The sequence below is a fragment of the Clostridium sp. AT4 genome, from assembly GCF_001517625.2.
In the GTDB taxonomy this organism is placed as follows: Bacteria; Bacillota; Clostridia; order Lachnospirales; family Lachnospiraceae; genus Enterocloster.
Map to the genome: position 1 here is coordinate 1621117 of NZ_LN999828.1, position 17120 is coordinate 1638236.

The 17120-nt window shown below is 46.8% G+C and carries 14 protein-coding genes; 2 read left to right on the plus strand and 12 right to left on the minus strand.

What is annotated here, in order from left to right; translation table 11 throughout:
- Positions 1-20: 20 nt before the first annotated feature.
- The 5 genes from BN3656_RS13835 to BN3656_RS13855 form a co-directional block, all read right to left on the minus strand.
- Complete coding sequence (locus BN3656_RS13835) at positions 21-842, minus strand: 6-phosphogluconolactonase (RefSeq protein WP_066549221.1); 822 nt, start codon at positions 840-842, stop codon at positions 21-23.
- A gap of 103 nt (positions 843-945) precedes the next feature.
- A complete protein-coding gene (locus BN3656_RS13840; RefSeq protein WP_066549223.1) occupies positions 946-2028 on the minus strand; it encodes an ABC transporter substrate-binding protein in 1083 nt (360 codons plus the stop codon).
- A 189-nt stretch (positions 2029-2217) separates the two neighbouring features.
- Positions 2218-3543, minus strand: a complete 1326-nt coding sequence (locus BN3656_RS13845) for an IS1380 family transposase (protein ID WP_066546866.1) — start codon at positions 3541-3543, stop codon at positions 2218-2220.
- A gap of 205 nt (positions 3544-3748) precedes the next feature.
- Positions 3749-4540: an ABC transporter ATP-binding protein gene (locus BN3656_RS13850; RefSeq protein ID WP_066549225.1), complete on the minus strand. Its 792-nt coding sequence runs from the start codon at positions 4538-4540 to the stop codon at positions 3749-3751.
- Positions 4516-5325: an ABC transporter permease gene (locus BN3656_RS13855; RefSeq protein ID WP_066549230.1), complete on the minus strand. Its 810-nt coding sequence runs from the start codon at positions 5323-5325 to the stop codon at positions 4516-4518. Before BN3656_RS13855 ends, BN3656_RS13850 begins: the two co-directional genes overlap by 25 nt.
- A 235-nt stretch (positions 5326-5560) precedes the next feature.
- Between BN3656_RS13855 and BN3656_RS13860 the strand changes: the two genes are divergently transcribed.
- Entirely contained in the window at positions 5561-6583 is a 1023-nt protein-coding gene (locus tag BN3656_RS13860) for a LacI family DNA-binding transcriptional regulator (protein WP_066549318.1), read from the plus strand.
- Between the two features lie 6 nt (positions 6584-6589).
- On the opposite strand, the gene BN3656_RS13865 is transcribed toward BN3656_RS13860, so the two are convergent.
- The 4 genes from BN3656_RS13865 to BN3656_RS13880 all read right to left on the minus strand — a co-directional run bounded on the left by BN3656_RS13865 (position 6590) and on the right by BN3656_RS13880 (position 11274).
- Positions 6590-7021 carry a GNAT family N-acetyltransferase gene (locus tag BN3656_RS13865; protein ID WP_066549320.1) on the minus strand — a complete coding sequence of 144 codons (432 nt, stop codon included), beginning with the start codon at positions 7019-7021 and terminating at the stop codon, positions 6590-6592.
- Between the two features lie 177 nt (positions 7022-7198).
- Positions 7199-8701, minus strand: coding sequence for a 4-alpha-glucanotransferase (gene malQ / locus BN3656_RS13870; RefSeq protein WP_066549321.1), 1503 nt, complete (start codon positions 8699-8701; stop codon positions 7199-7201).
- Entirely contained in the window at positions 8698-9573 is an 876-nt protein-coding gene (locus BN3656_RS13875; RefSeq protein ID WP_066549322.1) for an endonuclease/exonuclease/phosphatase family protein, read from the minus strand. The genes malQ and BN3656_RS13875 overlap by 4 nt, the downstream gene beginning before the upstream one ends.
- 21 nt (positions 9574-9594) lie before the next feature.
- Positions 9595-11274, minus strand: a complete 1680-nt coding sequence (locus BN3656_RS13880) for a PTS transporter subunit IIBC (protein WP_066549324.1) — start codon at positions 11272-11274, stop codon at positions 9595-9597.
- Positions 11275-11613: 339 nt separating this feature from the next.
- Between BN3656_RS13880 and BN3656_RS13885 the strand changes: the two genes are divergently transcribed.
- On the plus strand, positions 11614-12651 hold the full coding sequence (locus BN3656_RS13885; protein WP_066549326.1) for a LacI family DNA-binding transcriptional regulator: 1038 nt from the start codon (positions 11614-11616) through the stop codon (positions 12649-12651).
- Between the two features lie 78 nt (positions 12652-12729).
- Here the strand turns inward: BN3656_RS13885 and BN3656_RS13890 are convergent, their stop codons facing one another.
- The 3 genes from BN3656_RS13890 to BN3656_RS13900 form a co-directional block, all read right to left on the minus strand.
- A complete protein-coding gene (locus BN3656_RS13890; RefSeq protein ID WP_066549327.1) occupies positions 12730-13215 on the minus strand; it encodes a hypothetical protein in 486 nt (161 codons plus the stop codon).
- Positions 13216-13237: 22 nt separating this feature from the next.
- On the minus strand, positions 13238-13858 hold the full coding sequence (locus BN3656_RS13895) for a TetR/AcrR family transcriptional regulator (protein WP_066549330.1): 621 nt from the start codon (positions 13856-13858) through the stop codon (positions 13238-13240).
- A gap of 217 nt (positions 13859-14075) precedes the next feature.
- A complete protein-coding gene (locus BN3656_RS13900; RefSeq protein WP_066549332.1) occupies positions 14076-17120 on the minus strand; it encodes an efflux RND transporter permease subunit in 3045 nt (1014 codons plus the stop codon).

Sequence of the window (17120 nt, forward strand, 5' to 3'; positions counted from 1 at the left end):
AAACCAACCTGCCTTTCTTCTCAGTCAGACAGAGCTGCCACATAATCCGTAAAGGTAAGGGTAAGATCCGGGTGGCTCTGGAGTAGGCTTACGGGAAAATCCGAGGACGGTTCACCGTATGCGGCCCTCCGCACCACTGCCCGATGCCAGTTTCTAAAGCAGCCCAGACGGATTTTTCTCGCATGAGCGATCTCATAAATACCAATGGTTACGCAGTAATGAGGCATATCCTCAAGAGCTCCGTTAAAATCTCCGATGGCATTGGCCGTCCGTGTTTCAGGGGTAATTGCAAGCACACGGGTCTTCTGACCCAGAAATTCCTCATTGGCCAGCGACGCATCTGCTTCATTAAAAGCCACATGGCCGTTAATGCCGATTCCTCCAAAGGCAATATCCACGCCTCCCAGCTCTTCAATCAGTTTTGGGACCCGTTCCGTATCAAAAGGATCCGGAAATACCCGCTGTTCTTTGGGCATCACAAGTTCTGGGCGTATCCTGTCATATACGGTACGGTTCATAAATCCCCGAAAGCTCAGAGGATGATCCTCTGGCACCCAGCGCTTCTCATCATCCAGATATTCGTCCATATTGATAAACCATACATTTTTAAGACTGATATTCTGCTCATTTACCAGATCCACAAAATACGGATACTGTCCCACCGGCCCTACCGGACAGATAAAGACGGTGTGCTTTCCCTCTGCATTATGAGCTTTGATCTCTTCTGCCATCTGCTCTGCCATCTGTTTAAATACAGCAGCATTATCCTCCAAGCAAAACAGCTTCATTTTTGGATTTTCCAAAAGCTGCTCTTTTGTATAGCTGTAATAGTCGTGTTTCATAACTGCTCCTTTCCCTGTCACGCAGGCCCTTCTGCCATTTTTCCGCCATAAAGAGAGCGTCCGGCGCCCCAACCGGCCCCCAGGACGCTCCCTGCAATGATTTTTACTTACCTGCTTCGATCATATTGTCAAGCATTACATAATCTGCTACAGGAACTTCCTTTTCCACCTGTCCTCCGGCAATGAAATTCTCCTGCTGGATCTTGTAGTAATTCTCTACGGTTCCGTCTGCTGCACCTTCTGATACTTCCTTTCCGGTCAGCCAGTCTGCATCGCCTCTCTGGTCAAATACGCTTGCTTCATCTGTCTTTGTAATATCGGCAACTGCCTTTGCAGTCTCCTCATAGTGATCGTCTGCCGCATAATCCATTCCTTTAAAGAGCGCTTTTGTAAAGCGAAGGATGGTATCCTGATTCTCCTCTGCATACTTTGGAGTTACGATCCAGCTTGCCAGAGAAACGGTAGTATCCTTAAAGGTCATATTATCAGCCAGCTTGGTTGCCTCCGGAATCTCTTCCATGATCTTTAAGCTGTTTGGAGACCAGGTAGCACAGGCATCTACGCCACCTGAAATCATTGCCGTAACAATACCGGATGCGTCCATATCAACGGCCTGGATATCGCTCATGGTCATACCGGCCTTTGTAAGTGTATTATTTAAAATATCCTCACTGGATGTACCGGAGGAATAAGCCACCTTCTTACCCTTTAAATCTTCCATGGTCTTCACACTTGGTCCGCCGATCACAGCGTCGCCGTTGGAAATATGGGACAATGCAAAAATCTTGGCCTGGCCGTTGACACAAAGCTTGTGTGCGCCCTGTCCGATATAGCCGATATCAATACTGCCGGACTCCATCGCCGCAATGATGGTAGGGCCATCTGCAAAGGATACCAGATTCAGCTTAATTCCTTCTTCTTCCATGAATCCCTGAGCCTGTGCTGCCGCCACAGACCAAAGGCTTCCATAGTTTGGCATATATGCAATATTTAATGTAATGGGCTCTGCCGCTGCCTCTGTCTTTTCCTCTTCTGCCTTTGTCTCCTTTTCAGTTTCAGCCTTGGACGTTTCCTCTGCTTTGGATGCCTCCGCAGACTCCGGAGCCTTTGTCTCAGGAGCAGAACTTCCGCCGGAGCAGGCTGTCACGGACAATGCCATTGCTGCTGCTAAAAAACGTTTTTTCATAGATTTGTATCCTCCTTAAAATAAACCTGAATTATTCACGGAACAGTATCTGAATTGATAACAGTACCATGAATCTGAAAATTGATCCATGCAGCCATAACATCACTCAATTAACCCGTCAAAAGGGTATAAAATCCCTGTGGCAGAGTTCAGAGCAGTTGTTAAGCTGTCAATGTTCGTTAATAGTTGCTATTCCAGCTGTACATTCAGCTTGCCGATATTTGAAAGTGTCTCATAGAATTCATTCTTATAGGGGCAACTGCTGCACAGTTTGAATGTGATATATCCTGCTGAATGAACTACTTTTGCAGCAATCTTCAGCAATTTTAAACGGACGGTATCAATGCGTTGCTTTCTCATATTTGCTGATAGCACCAATCTTCTAAACCAATTAAATATGTTATACGCAAGAGCATGTACCTGCAGTCTATTGGCATTTACCATTCTGGTATGACTGCTTACGGACGCAAAATCAAAACCGGATTTGCTTTCTTTAATGAAGTTTTCCATCAGCCCTCGCTTGCAGTAAAATTTGATGAGATACTCTGGTGAGGAATCCATGTTTGTGACAACAAATGTGTACATGTAAACCATTTGGTTTTCCGGCTTTTCAACCTTGCATACCACACGCCTTCCATAAGGCCATGAACTCGCTCTATACATGAATTCGCCATAGGCTACTGCATAATCGACTTTATTATTTTTGGTGATCTCATCAAGCTCATTCACAAGATAGGATGCTTTTTTACGGAGAATGCCATTCTCCTTCAGCCGGATCACATAGCTTGTGCCGTTTTCCTCACACTGCTTATAAAGATCAGGTGTAGCGAAACCGCTGTCACCACGAAGCAGAATACGGATCGCCGGATAATCATTCAGGTATTCATCAAGTATCGGCTGCAGGAAGTCAACCACTCCGGTAGAGGAATACTCGGTTCCATCACGAAGCTGGATTTTTACCAGATCTCCGGTCATTCCATCATAACAGACAAGTGGATGGTATCCATTGCTTTGATAATGAAAGTTAAAGGCTCTGCCTTCCTGTTTGCCGTATGCATCAAGAAGAGTGGAATCCAGATCCAGAATAACAGCCTGTGGCATCTGAATACGATAAACTCTCTTTCGGAGTATTCTGCCAATCATAAGTAACTGGTTTAAGGTATCTTCATCCATACGGTTAAAGAATCTTGATACCGTAGGCTGTGATGCAAGGGTGTCTTTTTCAAGTACAGACTTGAATACAGGATCATTTGTAAGTTCATCGGAAGTATCATCTTCAAAGTAGCCTGCAATGATCATATATATCATCTGGAGCAGGTTTTTCTGATCTGTATGATATCTGAATAATGCAGAATCGTTGGTCTTGAAAACTTTGCCTAAAAGATTATCAATACCAAGTTTTCTTACGAATTCTTTGATGAGAAGCAATCCTGCATCGGAGGATAAATCTCCTCCATCAAAATTTATTTTAATTTGTCTATTGCTTTCTAGTGATAAGGTGTTTACAATACTCATAAAGGGCTCCTTTGTTGGTATTTATTTTGATTAGACACCTTAATTTTACCACAAATGGATGCTCTTTTTTCATTCACTTGATAGGTGAAAAGCAATATTCAGTTAAAATACAGTAACTATGTGGCTTTCAGCCACATTCGTGGCAAAGTCGTGAATAATTCAGGATAAATGATATAGTTTTGAAACACTTACCCTTTTGCTCCTATTACTTTCTTACTTCCAGATACTCCTTATATACTTCACCCCAGATATACGTCTTAAGATCCAGGAACGGAAGCTCCATCTTCATTTCCTGTGTTCTCGGATACGGAAGGTTGATATCTACGATCTTTTTGATACGGCCCGGCCTTGCACTCATAATAATAACCTTGGTTGCAAGGATAACAGCCTCCTCTACATCATGTGTAATAAAGAAACAGGTCTTTTTCTCCTCCTGCCACGTTTTGATCAGCTCTGACTGAAGCTGCGTCCTTGTTTGGGCGTCTAAGGCTCCGAAGGGTTCATCCATCAAAAGCACCTCCGGCTGTACCGCATAGGCTCTAGCAATAGCTACCCTCTGCTTCATGCCGCCGGAAAGCTCCTTTGGATAAGCATCCACAAAATCCTCCAGCTGTACCATCTTTATGTACTTCATGGCAACCTCTCTTGCCTCGTCATCCTTCATCCCCTTTAATTTAAGGCCGAACATGACATTTTTAAGAACGGTCAGCCATGGAAATAATGCATACTGCTGAAATACCACGCCCCGCTCGGTCCCGGTTCCCTCTACCTTCTTTCCATCTACATATACTGCTCCGGAGGTAGGCTCCAAGAGGCCTGCAATGATATTTAACAGCGTGGACTTTCCGCAGCCGGACGGGCCTACCACACAGATAAATTCATTTTCCATAATATCAAGATCCACGCCGTTTAAAGCAACCATACGGCCCTTGCGACCATCGTAGATCTTTTCCACATGGTCAATCTTGACCTTTACACGTTTCTCGTCTCCTGCCATCCGGTGAACCTCCTTTCCAGATATTTAATGATCTTTTCACTGGTGATCCCGATAATGCCGATCATGATAATATAAAGCAGCATAGGCTCCACTTCAAAGGTGTTATTTAAAGAACGGATCCTCATTCCCATACCTGCGATCGCGCCTGTAGACTCAGCGGCGATCAGGGTTGTAAGAGCTACGGATACGCCCAGGCGGACTGCGGTAATGATAAATGGAGTCGTGGCCGGGAAAATAACCTTTACAAACAGATCGCTGTCCTTTGCGCCCAGCACCTTTGCAGCTTTGATCAAGGTCTCGTCTACGTTGCGCACACCCTGATAAATCGTCACGGTCATAATAAGGAAGGTTGCCAGCCAGATCACGATGACCTGAGGCCGTCTTCCTACTCCGGCAGAAATAACCACCAGCGGAACATAGGCCAGAGGCGGGATGTTACGGATGAACTGGATCCACGGCTCTACAATGTAGCGCACCGGCCGGTACCAGGCCATGAGAAAGGCTACCGGAACCGATGTAACAAAGCCAAGGACAAAGCCCATCACCACGGAAATCATACTGCTGCTGAAATCCTGCCACAGTACGCCTCGCTCGATCATGGTACCCAGGGACGCCAGCACCTCCGGCGCAAAGGGAAAGCTGCGGGCCGTAGTCGGATTCACAGACAGCCATTTCCACAGAAGCATCGCTGCAAGAAAGGAAATAAGCAGCCAGCCCCAGTTGGGGATACGGCTGATGATATCCCGCTGCGCATGATCTTTCTTCCTGTTTTCATCAGAAGCCATAATTTTTCCTCCTGTTTTTTTATTTTTGGCTCTTATTTTTGTCGTCTTTGCTAAATCATTTCTGTTTCTTATGGTTTCAGTATATCATGTTGTACAAAATAGTCACTGCCTATTTACCCAAACGTTTGCCTTGTTTTCCCTCATTTTTTCTTTCATTTTTGCGTTTGGCTCTGTTTTTTTGTGTTTTTATCATGTATACTTACATCATAGCATCAGTGGGTAAGGAGGAAATCGCATGACACTGAAGGAAATCGCTGCCGAGACAGGCGTATCCATTTCCACCGTATCGCGGGTAATCAATAAAAGCAGCAAATCTCCGGCCAGGAAAGAGGTTCAGGACAAAATCTGGGAAATCGTCCGGCGCACCGGCTATACCCCAAATCATACAGCCAGGGAACTAAAAAAAGGCTCTTCCACTGAGAAAGAACCCTTATCCCGCTCGCTTGCCTGCCTGTTTGCCAGAGTAGAGGATGGAGCCGCTGACAGCTTCTTTACTCCTCTTGCAAGGAGCATCGAAAAAGAGGCGTTCCGCCACGGCTATATATTAAAATATACCTTTTCCACCTTTGATATCCATCATCCCAGCACCTTCCGCCTCATTGAAGACAATCAGGCAGACGGCGTAGCGGTCCTGGGACGGTGCGATAAAGAGCTGTTAAAATTTTTAAAACAGTATTTTAAGTATGTTGTGTATGCCGGACTCAACAGCCTGGACGCCAAATATGACCAGATCATCTGCGACGGCGGTCAGGCCGCTTATGCTGCAGTCAGCCGTCTCATTGAACTTGGACATAAAAAAATCGCCTATATCGGCGAAACAGATAAAGAAGAGCGCTATAACGGATACTGCCGGGCTCTCGAACATGCAGGAATCCCTATTTTAAAGGGATATATCAGCAATGTAAAGCTCTCCTCCGAAGGAGGATACCAGGGAGCCAATATCCTGTTCGACAGAGACTGCGATGCCACAGCCTGGTTCTGTTCTAACGATATGACCGCGATTGGAGCCATGCGTGCCGTAAAGGAGCACGGACTTCAGATACCGGAGGATATCTCCATTATCAGTATCGATGATATTGATACGGCCCAGTATCTGACCCCCATGCTCACCACGGTCCACATCCCCATCGAAGAGATGGGAAAAATGGCCGCAAAAACACTCATCGACCGAATCGAAGGCGGCCATACCCTGCCGATGAAAATCAACTTTCCGTTTTATATTGCAGGAAGGGAAAGCTGCAGGGAGTATCGGGGGTAAAGAGCGCTATGCCCTTTCTCCCCCAATCTCCTTCCCCATCCATATATGAGGACAGTCTTCATCAAAATCAATTTCTCCCCGGCTGGCATACCCCTGCTTTTCATAAAAGCCCGCTGCCCTGCACTGCGCATGGAGAAGGATCCGTTTCCCGCCTGCGGCCTGTATTTCCTTTTCAGCCTCCCTTAACAAGCATGCTCCCAGCTTCCGGCCCCGGTATTCTTTTATAACCGCAATCCGGCCGACCACATAATCCCCGCAAAGCCCGCGGGGAAAAAAGCGGCACACAGCCACAGGTATTTCGCCATCATACAAAACCAGATGGAATGCTCTCTGATCTGTTTCATCAAATTCATTCTCAAAGCCCTGCTCCCTTACAAAGACCTCCTCCCGAATCCTTCTTGCCTCCTGGGGCAGTGTGCTGTAGATCTGTGTTTTCATTTCTCTCCTCCTTAAAAAATAAAGGCATATAAAAACCAACCTTATAACGCCATTCGGCGCCGTACCTGCGGTCGATTTTTATATGCCTTAAAATTCGCTTTACCCGGTGATAAAGCATCAGCTGTTATATTTCCTGTAAAAAATGTAACAAATTTCCCCAAAAATGTCAATCCATTCCTATCCCCAGTTCATCCTCCCATACCGCAGCACCATTTCCCGGATCTGTCCGGCCAGCTCCTCTGTCAAATCTGCCCGGGTCAGACGCCATTTCCAGTTAATCCCGACAGTGGAAGGACAGTTGATCCGGCATTCATTTCCAAGGCCCATATAATCCTGGATCGGGATGATGCACAGCTTCGCCCTGCTGCGCATAATCAGACTGATAAAGGATTGGCCCAGATATTTCTGAGGAGTTGTCTGGTCGCAGAGGTAATCTCTGGCAAGCTGCCGTTCCTCCTGGGTAATGCTTTTCCACCATCCGGCCAGAGTTTCATTGTCATGGGTTCCTGTATATGCCACCGAATTTTCCGTATAATTATGGGGCAGATAATCATTGGCGCAGCCGGAATCCCTGGAATCAAAGGCAAATTCTAGCACCTTCATGCCTGGAAAACCGCTTTCGTTTACCAGCTGGCGGACAGAATCCGTCACATATCCCAGATCTTCTGCTATGACCTCCTTTTCTCCAAGGCACTCCTTCATCCTTTGAAACAGCTCCATTCCGGGTCCCTTTTCCCAATGTCCGGACACAGCCGTTTTAGCATCGGCAGGAATGGAAAAGTATTCGTCAAACCCTCTGAAATGATCGATCCGCACTGCGTCATAAAGCCGGAACACATAGCTCAGACGGGAAATCCACCAGTCATAACCTGTATTTTTATGATACTCCCAGCGGTACAGGGGATTGCCCCAGAGCTGTCCGGTGGCAGAAAAGCCGTCCGGCGGACACCCTGCTACTGCAGTGGGACGGTTGTCCTGATCCAGCTGGAAAAGCTCCGGATGGGACCAGGTATCAGCGCTGTCCATGGCAACATAGATGGGGATGTCTCCGATCAGGCGGATTCCTTTTTCATTTGCATAAGCCTTCAGCTTCATCCACTGTTCATAAAATTTATACTGCATATACTGCTGAAATTCAATCTCAAAATACAGTTCTCTGCGGTAATAGTCCATGGCATTGCTCCAGCGCAGGCGGATATCCTCTGACCACCCGGTCCATGGAATTCCTCCAAAACGATCCTTTACAGCCATAAAAAGACTGTAATCAGAAAGCCACCAGCTATTCTCCTCCACAAAACGCCTGTAGCTTTCATTTTCACTGACATTGCTGCGTTCATAGGCTTTTCGCAGCAGCCCGTAGCGGCTTTTGTATATTTTTTCGTAATCCACACTGGACGGATCGGCTCCAAAGTCCGCTTTTTCGCACTCTTCTTCTGTCAGAACGCCTTCCTCAACCAGCTCCTCCAGGCTGATAAAGTACGGATTCCCCGCAAAGGTGGAGAAGGACTGATAGGGGGAATCCCCATAGCCGGTAGGCCCCAAAGGAAGAATCTGCCAGAAGCTCTGTCCGGCCTCCCTTAACCAGTCTACAAATTCATATGCACTCTTAGAAAAACAACCTATTCCATACTTAGACGGCAGACTGGCTACCGGCAGCAATATACCTGCGGATCGTTTCATCCTTCATCTTCCTCCATTTCTATCATAACGCCCCAATGGTCCGATACCACAGGGCCATTAATTCCATTGCAGATCACCCGGCTGGAAGCCACAGGCACAGCCCGGCTGGAAAAAAGATAATCCAGCCGCATCCCCTGAAGGCTCTGCGTACTATCTACTTTTTCCAGCCTGTCCTTCCAGCCGTCAATGCGTCCTCCTACCGTGATGCCGTTATCCTTTTCCTTTGCCAGACAGTAGCTGTCCAGCCATCCATTTTCACAGACATAGCCATAGCCCTGATCCATACGGTCTGCAGGACTGTTAAAATCGCCTAAGAGCCATACCTGTTTATCTGTCTTTCCTTCTTTTTTTAATCTTTCACCCAGCCGGTTCATCTGAGCCTGAAAGGGCTCTTCCTTATCATCCCACCAGCCCATATGTACGGTATAAAACCAGCTGTTTTTATAGGCTGCCGTACGGATTCCCAGAATCTTTCTGGTCTTCCAGTTATGATAGTCCTGTGTCCGGCTGATAAAGAAGGTATCCGTCTCCACAACAGGGCTGAGGCTAAAAAGCGCCAGTCCCTCATCATACCGGTCGTAGCCCAGCTTTACGCCGATCCAGGTCCAGGTATAGGATACCCCCATCTGATTCAGAATGTCTGCCAGAACAGCCGCATAGTTTCCCCGGCGCACAGCCCCCGAAAAATCAGGGCACCGCACAAAGCCCTTTAAGCTCTGATCCGGCAGAATCTCCTCTCCTGCCAGCTGATTTACCTCCTGGAGAGCAAAAATTTCCGGTTTTTCTCCGGCAATCAGCCTGGCAAATTCTTCTGTTTTTCTCTCCTGATCCGGTTCGATCAGACTGTGGGTATTAAGCGTCAGTAATTTCACCCTGCTTCCCCCTCTTTCCTGTTACAGTATGTCGTTGATATCGGATTTAAGTACATCTGCCCTTGGTCCGTAAATGGCCTGAATACCATTATCCTTGCGGATCAGTCCCAGTGCTCCCTCTGTCTTCCATTCCGGAAGTTCTGCCACCTGTGCCAGGTCTTTTACAGTTACACGCAGCCTTGTCATGCAGGCATCTACCAGAATAATATTTTCCCGGCCTCCCAAAAGGGCAATAATACGCTCTGCCTGAGAACCTGTTCCTGCACTGCCGGCTGGATTTCCTCCTGTTTTGGCAGAAGCACCGTCCTCCTCAGCTCCCTCGTCTGTATAATTCCCCAGACGTCCCGGTGTGGCAAAATGAAACCGTCCGATCATATAGTAAGCCACAAAGTAGCCGATTACAAAAAATACAACTACACAGATCACAAAATGGATCAGATCCCCGCCCAGACCTGCTTTTAAGGACATGGGAATCCGGGTGATAAACTCCAGATTTCCAAAGGAATGAAGCCTTAAGTCAATGATGCCTGCCATGGCAAAGGCACAGCCCTGAAGAACTGCATAAACTACATATAAAGGCAATGCACAGAACATGAACATGAATTCCAGAGGCTCTGTAACGCCTGTAAGGAATACAGCCAGTACGGTAGAATAAAACATGGAACGGTAATTCTGCTTTTTATCAGGCTCAACCCTGCGGTACATGGCAAGTGCAATTCCAAGAAGAAGGCCTGTAGCACCGATCATCTGTCCTACCTTAAACCGGGCCGGAGTAACGGTATTTAAAAGATTTGTATAGGAAGCCATATCCCCGGCATCCTTAAAGTTAATCAAATCGGTCGCCCAGGCAAGCCATAAAGGATCCTGCCCGAACACCTGCGCTCCTGCATTTACACCTGTAGCAATGGTATAGGTTCCGCCAAAAGAGGTGTAATTCATGGGAATGGTCAGCATATGGTGCAGGCCGAAGGGCAGCAGCAGACGCTCCAGTGTTCCGTAGATAAAGGGAGCCAGCACCGGAGAGGTGGAGGAAGAATTGGCAATCCACACACCAAAGGCATTGATTCCGGACTGAACCACCGGCCACACAAGGGCCAGCACCAGAGAAATAACCACAGACCATGCAATGCACACCATAGGAACAAACCGCTTTCCGTTAAAAAATGCCAGCGCATCCGGAAGCTTTCTATAATTATAATACTTATTGTAAATGATACCGCCGGCAAAACCGGAAATAATTCCCACAAACACGCCCATATTTAAAGCAGGCGCGCCCAGGACAGAGGTAAAATAACCATTTACCAGAATTTCCTGTCCAAACAGCGTATGGGTCACTGCCTCCGGATCATTTAACATCGCAGAGGTAACGCCGAAGATAGATCCTGTAATCTGGTTAATCAGGATAAATGAAATCAGTGCTGCAAATGCTCCGCCGGCCCTTTCCTTCGCCCATGAACCACCGATGGCTGCTGCAAATAAAATATGCAGGTTGTTGATGACAGCCCAGCCGATATTCTCCATAGTGCTTCCTATGGTCATCACGGCGGCTATGTCGCCTCCTGCCATCTGCACCAGCTTACCCAGACTGATCATAAGTCCTGCTGCCGGCATAACGGCAATGACTGTCATCAGCACCTTTCCCAGTTTCTGGAGAAAATCAAAATTGATCCTGCCTGTAAGTTTACTGTTCTTACTTCCCATTGTGTAATTCCCCCTTGCTTTCCTTTCATCTGATTGATATTGCGGCTACAATAAATCTTGCTGTATTACATTTGCACAACTTTACGCAATCGATTGCATTAAATATAATCCTGTTGCATTGAAATTGCAAGAGCGTTTTTATTTTTTCCGTTGTTTCTACATTTGTCACAAAGAGAAGCTATGGTTTTTATGCAAAATTCCCATAAATAATATCCTTGTAACCTTCCCGTTCTATTTGCACTGATTTGCATTGAATTGCACGCTATTTTGCATTGACTTTTCATGCTCACCGGCCTACAATAATACTATAGTATTTGAGAGTAACAAGGAGGTTTTTCCATGGCCGTAACCATCAAAGAGGTCGCCGCGCTGGCAGGCGTGTCCCCATCTACTGTTTCCAGAACCTGTAAAAATAATCCTTCCATCAGCGAGGAGACAAAGGAGAGGGTCCGTAAAGCCATGGCCCAGCTGGGATATGAACCCAATTTTCAAGCCAGCAACCTGGCTTCCCAGAACACACGGACCATCGGCATCATTCTGCCTGTGTCTGCCAGAGAGGTTTATGAAAATTCCTTCTATCTGGAAGCCATCCGCGGAATCAGCCAGTTCTGCAACCAGCGGCAGTATATCAATACCGTAGTAACCGGGCAGGATGAGGAGGAGGTTTTGCAGGCTGTCCGTTCCATGACCCGCAGCGGTCAGGCTGACGGCTTTATTGTGCTGTATTCCAAACAAAAAGATCCTGTGATTGACTACCTCTACAACGAAGGCCTTCTGTATGTACTCATAGGAAAAGCCTATCAGTTCGCCAATCAGACCATTTATATTGACAATGATAATCTGCTGGCCGGTCAGGAAGCAGCGGAATACCTTTACCAGCTGGGACATCGGAAAATTGCTTACCTTGGCGCGGATAATTCCCTGATGTTTTCCGCTGACCGCAGATCCGGCTATCAGCTGGCCCTCTCCCGCCACGGCCTTCCCCTGCGTCCGGAATACTGCATTGAGGCATCTGCATTTTCACCGGAGGACACAGCCGCCATCCGGGAGCTGTTGGATTTGAAAGACCGCCCCACTGCCATTGTAGTAAGCGATGATATCCTGGCTGTTGCATTGGAGCGTGTATGTATCGAAAAAGGGATTTCCATTCCGGAGGATCTTTCTATCATCTCCTTTAACAACTCGCTTTTTGCACGGCTGACAGCTCCCCAGCTGACTTCCATTGACATCAATTCCTGCCAGCTTGGCATAGAAGCCGCCTCCCAGATGATCAACCATATTGAAAATCCCAACCTTCTGGCCACGAAAATCATTGTCCCTCATTATCTGGTTGAAAGAGAAAGCTGTAAACAGATCGAATTATCTGATTTTCAGTAATATCAAAGCCAGCCGGCCCTGCGCTTCCGAATCATTTCGGGCCGCACAGGAGCCGGCTGGCTTTATTATCTAATGTCCTCACTTTTTTGCAAAACGGTTCATAAAAAAGTCTGTAAACGCAGCCAGTTCATCGGCCTGCGATACATAAACATACAGTTTTTCATCTTCCAGCCAGTCATAGGCATTGATGCCGATATAGCCCTTTTTGTCCGGGTAAATGATAAAGGCATCGGTGGGATACTTATTCCTGTATGCTTTTAAAATCTCAGAACGGCGGTAGTATGTCGGATCGCCGCAGCCGGAAAGATCGGGAACCGTCGGAACGACCACGATTGTCTGGTTTGCCTCATTCCAGCCCACAATTAAATTTCCGATCTTTGTTTTGCTCCCGTGAACGAATCCATAATTAAAGCGGCTTACATCTTCGGTATATCCAAAAATCAACCTGTAACCGCTTCCTCCCTCTACGGCCTGGTCAAACAGCAGACGCATTTTCTTTGCATTTGCATTGCTCTTTTCCATGTCAACCTCAGGGCCTTTAAACAGTTTTCCAAAAAATCCCATAATCTTTTTCCTCCTGAATCTTTTATATGTTCGTTTCCTCTTTTAATTTTTCCAGGGCATCCACAATAGCATTCAGCTGAAAATCAACCGTTTCATCCGCAGCTTCCGGAACAAAGAAAGGAAGTGTATCGGGAATGGCTCTGCGTATAACCATCACGGTCAAGCTCAGATTTGTAAACAAATGGATTCTTTCTACATTCGCCTTTATCCCAAAGTTTTCCAATATTTCTCCAAAAAGGCGGAGCTGCTTTTTTCGGAACGTCTGATAGCTTTCCTTTGATAAATGCCTGAAAATAAGCTGCTGTTCCTCAATCGTTAAAACAGCGATCCCGTTTTTCTCTCCATAACAGCAGGTGTAAAGAAAGCGCTTGACCCCATCACGCCAGCTCAAAGCAGGATCAGCCATTAACTGTTTCACATATGCAATGATCTTCGGCTGCTGCAGATATAATGTCTCAACGATCAAATCCTCTTTTGCAGCAAAAAAGGAATAGAAAAACGTACGCGAGATACCAACTTTTTTATAGATTTGTTCTACGGTTGTATGCTGGATTCCCTGCTCTGCCATCAGTTCAAGTCCAACTGCGATCAGTTTCGCCCGAATGCGTTCTCTGTCTTCCTCAGAATAGGCCACCTTTGGCATACCGCATCTCCCTTCAAAATAAAAACAATTCTTATAATTTGTTTTTATTTTATCACTGCCTGCCGGAAAATACAAGAGCAAAATAACTCTAACGACATCCATTTTAGCAAAACACAGCCGCCCCCGCGCCCCCGAATCAAATCGGAACACGCAGGAACGGCTGCTTCATTTTATCATTTCTTTATTTAATTCATTTCAAACTGCAGTGATGGATCGATCAGTCTGCAATCTCCAGTCCGCCTTCTCCCATGGCCTTTCTGCCCATATTGTGAACCAGTCTGTAATAGGTAGGAAGAAGAACCAGAGTCAGGATCGTAGCCGCGATCAGACCGCCTACGTTTACAAGGGCAAGACCCTGCATCATGGCACCTGACTTACCATAAGCAAACGCATTGGGGAGCATGGAAATAACCGTTGTTCCGGTTGTCATCATGATCGGGCGCATACGGATCGCTCCCGCCTCTACCAGAGCCTTATCCAGAGGCATTTCCAGAAGAAGCTGGTTGACCGTATCTACATATAAGATACCATTATTTACAACCGTACCGACTAACATCAGGAAGCCCAGCATGGATACCATACTGATGGGGCTGTCTGCGATGAACAGCAGTCCAAAGGAACCGATCAGAGCGAACGGGATCGTTGTCATGATCATAAGTGAGAACTTTGGCGACTCAAACTGGATTGCCATTACTACGAATACCAGGAAAATACCGGTAATCAGCGCACCTCCCAGAGCGGACATCTCCTCGACCATGCTCTCATCTGTGGCATTGGCAGCCATTTCCACTCCCTCTGGCATATCCCAGTTACGCACAAACTCATTGACAGCTGCCTTCGCCTCATCCTTAAGTCCGGACTGGGGCTGCATGGTAATAGACACCTGATACTGCTTTGATTTACGCGCGATCTGCTGCGGGCTGTCCTCATACACAATGTCTGCCAGATCTTCCAACGGAAGAACCGTTCCTGTGGCTGTTGGGATCATCATTCCCTGGAGCTTTTCAATAGAATCATACCGGTCCGGAGCAAATTCTACAATTACGTCAATGTCCTCGCCGTTGACTCTCATCGTAGCTGCCTCTATACCGCTTAAGTTGCTGTAAAGCATGGAACCAATGGATGCAGGGGTAAGACCTTCTGCCTGAGCAGCAACCGGGTCTACCTTTACCTTAATAATAGGCGCCGCATTTTCAATGGATGAATGTACCTGCATAACATCATCGCGTTTTCTAAGCTCTGTTACCAGCTCATTTGACGCCTGTTTTAATGCGTCATAATCCGTACTCTGTAAGTCTACCTCGATCTCGTTCGTACTGCTGCTGGAAGAACCGCTGGTACTTCCCTGTTCCAGAGTAACCGATACATTCGTGTAATGTTCAATCTCTCTGGTCCATTTATCAATCACTTCATCTGTGGAAAGCTTACGGTCATCCTTTAAATACGCACTCAGAGAAACGCCGCTTCCTCCCATGCTCAGACCACTGGCTCCGTAGGTCAGAAGATAATGGTCTACCTCCTCGTCCTGTGCTACCAGCTGCTCTACCTCAGCTACTGCTTCATTTACTGCAGCAATGGAAAGTCCTGGTTTTGTCTTGATCTCCATATCCACAATGCCTTCGTCTACCGCTACCATCAGCTCCATTCTAAGCTGGGAAGCAAGGCCGAAGGAGGCCACCAAAAGCAGAAGGCTTCCGCCGATGATCATACCTGTCTTTGGAATGATGGAAGGCATATGTGCACGGTACCACTCCTGACAGCCGCGGATAAAGCCCGCTACAGGAGCCTTCTCTTTCTCTATCGGATGCCACTGATAATAGCACAGAGGCACGATGGTCACGGCAGAGAATAAAGATGCGATCAAACTGAATACGATGGTAAATCCGAGCTGTTTGAATAGCTGTCCAGACATACCGCTCAACAGGGAAAGCGGGATAAATACAACGCAGGTGGTCGCTGTACCGCCGATGATGGAATTGATCATAACACGGCTTCCCTCGATGGCCGCATCGTAGAAATTCATCTTTTCCTTTGCGCGGAAACATCCGTCCAGTACGTTGATGGAGTTATCTACCATCATACCTACGCCCAGAACCAGAGAAGTCAATGAAATAACGTTCAGCGAGAATCCCATAAAGCTCATGGCGATCAAGGTCAGCATGATAGAAATAGGAATAGAGGTACCAACGATAACGGAAGCGCGCAGGTCTCCGTAGAACAGCCAAAGGATAAACATGGACAGGATAACAGCCATGAACATGGTCTGGTATACGTTGACGATGGATTCGTTGATCATATCGCTGGAATCATTTACAACCGTAAATTCCAGTCCCGGATTGGCTGCCTTCAGCTTTTCAATCTGCTTTGTTACCTGCTTTGATACATCAATGGCCGTTGAACTCTGCTGCTTTTTAATGGCAATGGATACAACGTCCCTTCCATTATAACGGCCGATGGAATTTTCTTCTTCCAGTGTCTGGGAAACAGTCGCAATATCTGACAGATGGATCACACTGCCGTCTGCCAGAGGGATTGCAATATTATTCAGACTTTCCGCATCATCATAATCGTTGCCTGCACTGACATTTAATTCCTGCTTTCCTACGTTTACATCGCCTGCAGGAACGGCAAAATCTGCCGCGCCTACCAGCTGGCCCACAGTAGAAAGACTTAAATTATACTGGGCCATTTTTTCCGGATCCAGACAAACGCTTACGTATTCCTTCTGTCCGCCGGAAAGAGAAACTTCACCGACTGAGCTTAATTTTTCCAGTTCCGGCTGCACATTGTTCTCTACATATGTATAGAGATTTCCATCTACCTGCCCTCCCACTGCAAGGGTCATAACAGGAGCCGCATTCATATCCATCTCAAGGATATTGGGCTCTTCCACATCTTCCGGCATATCCCGCTTGGTGCCGTCAATGGCTTTTTTCAGGTTGATGTATGCGGTATCAATATTGGTTCCGAACTCATACTCCACCATAATGATGGAAACATTCTCCTGTGAAAAGCTGTATATATTTTTAACGCCGTCCAATGAGGTAATGGCATCTTCCTGTTTTGTTGTTACCAGGTCATTGATATCCTCCGGGGTGGCGCCTGCATATACGGTACTGATCAGCAGAACCGGAAGCTCCATCTCCGGCGTCAGCTCTACCTTTGTCCCCATCAGGGCCTGAAGACCGAAATATGCAATGGTGATCAGGCACATGATAATGGTTACAGGCTTGCGTACCGCAAATTTAGTAATATTAACCAT

Bases quoted from the DNA above. Each gene is read 5' to 3' on its own strand.
- BN3656_RS13835 (WP_066549221.1), bottom strand. From the start codon at position 842: ATGAAACACGACTATTACAGCTATACAAAAGAGCAGCTTTTGGAAAAT.
- BN3656_RS13840 (WP_066549223.1), bottom strand. From the start codon at position 2,028: ATGAAAAAACGTTTTTTAGCAGCAGCAATGGCATTGTCCGTGACAGCC.
- BN3656_RS13845 (WP_066546866.1), bottom strand. From the start codon at position 3,543: ATGAGTATTGTAAACACCTTATCACTAGAAAGCAATAGACAAATTAAA.
- BN3656_RS13850 (WP_066549225.1), bottom strand. From the start codon at position 4,540: ATGGCAGGAGACGAGAAACGTGTAAAGGTCAAGATTGACCATGTGGAA.
- BN3656_RS13855 (WP_066549230.1), bottom strand. From the start codon at position 5,325: ATGGCTTCTGATGAAAACAGGAAGAAAGATCATGCGCAGCGGGATATC.
- BN3656_RS13860 (WP_066549318.1), top strand. From the start codon at position 5,561: ATGACACTGAAGGAAATCGCTGCCGAGACAGGCGTATCCATTTCCACC.
- BN3656_RS13865 (WP_066549320.1), bottom strand. From the start codon at position 7,021: ATGAAAACACAGATCTACAGCACACTGCCCCAGGAGGCAAGAAGGATT.
- malQ (WP_066549321.1), bottom strand. From the start codon at position 8,701: ATGAAACGATCCGCAGGTATATTGCTGCCGGTAGCCAGTCTGCCGTCT.
- BN3656_RS13880 (WP_066549324.1), bottom strand. From the start codon at position 11,274: ATGGGAAGTAAGAACAGTAAACTTACAGGCAGGATCAATTTTGATTTT.
- BN3656_RS13885 (WP_066549326.1), top strand. From the start codon at position 11,614: ATGGCCGTAACCATCAAAGAGGTCGCCGCGCTGGCAGGCGTGTCCCCA.
- BN3656_RS13890 (WP_066549327.1), bottom strand. From the start codon at position 13,215: ATGGGATTTTTTGGAAAACTGTTTAAAGGCCCTGAGGTTGACATGGAA.
- BN3656_RS13895 (WP_066549330.1), bottom strand. From the start codon at position 13,858: ATGCCAAAGGTGGCCTATTCTGAGGAAGACAGAGAACGCATTCGGGCG.
- BN3656_RS13900 (WP_066549332.1), bottom strand. From the start codon at position 17,120: ATGGTTAATATTACTAAATTTGCGGTACGCAAGCCTGTAACCATTATC.